The following is a 2426-nucleotide window of genomic DNA, read 5'->3' as shown; positions in this document are numbered from 1 at the left end:
TCTAGGGTGTTGGTGGTGGATTTGAGTCTTTCGGGTTGCAGTGTTGCTTGTGGTGGGTCGAGGTAGGTAAACAGCACGTTGTGTTTATAGAGTTTCTCGAGTGATTTATAGGCTGTTCGGATGCGCTGGTGGGTATAGGTTTTGGTGGTCTGCCCGGTTAGTGGGTCTGTAGTCCAGGTGGTTTCGTTGAGCCAGTGCCCATAGATGGTGTGGAAGTGTTGTAGCTGGCTTATCCAATCTGCTGCTTGCTGGTGATTGGGGTTGCCCGCAATCGTGGACACGTTGTTAAGCTGCTTAGGGGTTAAGCAGCGGCCTTCTTATTACCATTTTGATCAGCAAGCTGGGCTTCGAAATCGACGGGGCTTACCATCCCGATAGCTGAGTGTCGGCGGCGCCGGTTGTAGACAATCTCAATCCAGCGAGCCACCGCCTTTCGAGCCTCATCACGGGTTCGCCATTTCCTCCGGTCATAGAATTCGGTCTTCAATGTCGACCAGAACGACTCGGCCATCGCGTTATCAAAGCAGACACCAGTACGGCCGACCGATTGAGCAATACCTAGTTGCTGGCAGACATTCCACAATTGTTCACTTGTGAACTGAGTGCCACGATCTGCGTGGAAGACCAAGCCATCGGGTACGTCACCACGCAGGGTATAAGCCATGCGCAGTGCACGTTCAACCAGGTAAGAATCCTGCACACTATCCATGGACCAGCCTAAGACTCGGCGGGAATGTCCATCGCGGATAACACATAGGTACAGCCAGCCCTCACTCGTGCGTAGATAGGTAATATCCGACATCCACACTCTGTTGAGTTGGCCTTGATCAAATAGACGTTTTACCAGGTCGGCAAGCGTGGACTTCCGCGTGGATTGAATCGTCGTTACGGGAACAAACGCCCTGGGTGAAATGCCCTCAATACCCATCATCCGCATGCGTTTGGCCACGGTTTTGCGATTCACATAGACCCCATCCTCGGCGAGTTCTGCAGTAATCCGTGGTGCACCGTAGACTTCGTCAGAATCTTCCCAGATGTCATGAATTTGCCTGTCTAACTGGTCGAGGAATCTCTGACGCTGATTTTCACCACGAAGCCGTACTGCTTGAGCCTTTTGCCATTTATAGTAGCCAGAACGGGAAACCTCTAATAACCTGCTCATTCTTTTTATGCTGTAGTTCGCCTTCTCCAGCTGCATTAGCTCAAATTTTTCCGATCGCGTTGCTTGGCAGCGAAGAAGGCGGTGGCTTTTGACAAGAACTCATTATCCATCTTGGCCTCAGCTAACTCACGACGTAAGCGTGCATTTTCGGCTCGTATATCGGAATCACTGCGGCCATCATCCGAGCCTTGGCGTTCACGTTCTATCTTGACCCATCTGCCCAAAAGTCCCTCGCCCACGCCGATTTCCTTAGCCACATGAGCGATTGGGCGCCCGGAATCGATGACCAGCCTGGCAGCCTCCTGCCGGTACTCCGGGGTGTACTTTTTCCTTGACGAACTCACAATGAACATCCTCTCTTACGGACACAAGATCCGTACTAATAGGGTGTCCACTACTCGAGGGTAACCGCATGATTGGTGATGCGGGTGAGGGTTTTCGATAGTTCGTATAAGGCTTTACCAGCAGGGGTTTTGGGTCGTCTGGTCGTTGCTGTGCGTAGGTTTCGTTGGACGTGGATTAAGCAGCGTTGGATGCGTGCTGTTGGCCAGGTGTTGGATATTGCTTTTCTGGCTCCGGAGCCGCCGTCGGTGGTGACAATTAGTGGTGGGCAGATTCCTGTGAATAGTTGTTGGTAGGCGTGTGCGGTTTCGGTTTTACACCAGTGCCAGGACAGTACGTGGTTGAGGCTTGTGGCGATTAGTAGGCAGTTGCCGGAGAGGTAGGTGCCGTCGATGAAGATTTGGTCGTAGATTCGTCCTGTGTGTGCTGCTGTTGGGTTGGGTGGGGTGATTAGCCAGTAGTTGCGGAATCGTCGTTGTAGTGTTCTGGGGCTGGTGTTTTTGCTGGTTGCGAGGTGTTTTAGTGTGTGGTTGGTGGTGAGGTAGTCCAGGAATGTGGTGAATGTGGCGGTGTGGGTGATGTCTGGGCGTTTTTTGGTTTCTGAGGCTCCGCAGGTTGTGCAGCGCCAGCGGGTGGTTCCGGCTGTGGTGGTGCCGTTTTTGTTCATTGTGCTTGTGCAGATGGGGCATCGTGGTCGGTTTGTTGGCATGGTTTTAGCCAACAGTGTGGTGCTAGCACAGTTGTGTGTTGGGGTGGGGATTTGTGGGTTTTTGGTTTGGAATATGCTTTTTGGGCTTATTATTTCGGGGTTTGTGCTGCTAGGGGTGTAGATATGCGGGGTTTGGCACTGAAGTGTCCCAGGTTTTGTTCCGTTTGAGTAGATGGGAAAATCTTCGAACATGCCCAAAAAATTTGACCAGGA

2 protein-coding genes and 1 pseudogene are annotated in these 2426 nt (G+C 52.0%); all 3 read right to left on the bottom strand.

Annotated features, from left to right (window positions below; all coding sequences use genetic code 11):
* Positions 1-281 (bottom strand): annotated as a pseudogene (locus tag QP888_RS10910) (IS1249 family transposase); the annotation flags it as partial.
* 20 nt (positions 282-301) lie between these two features.
* Positions 302-1515, bottom strand: a protein-coding gene (locus tag QP888_RS10905) for an IS3 family transposase (protein ID WP_284813583.1) whose coding sequence is annotated in 2 segments (ribosomal slippage) — positions 302-1242 and positions 1242-1515 — 1215 coding nt in all. Because the reading frame shifts where the segments join, the coding sequence is not laid out codon by codon here.
* A 41-nt stretch (positions 1516-1556) separates the two neighbouring features.
* Positions 1557-2171 carry a transposase gene (locus QP888_RS10900; protein WP_284813582.1) on the bottom strand — a complete coding sequence of 205 codons (615 nt, stop codon included), beginning with the start codon at positions 2169-2171 and terminating at the stop codon, positions 1557-1559.
* Positions 2172-2426 lie beyond the last annotated feature (255 nt).

Origin of the sequence: Corynebacterium sp. MSK297, from assembly GCF_030232885.1 — a bacterium.
Taxonomy (GTDB): Bacteria; Actinomycetota; Actinomycetes; order Mycobacteriales; family Mycobacteriaceae; genus Corynebacterium.
Note: the sequence above shows the minus strand (reverse complement) of the source record. Positions and strands in the feature narration are given on the sequence as shown.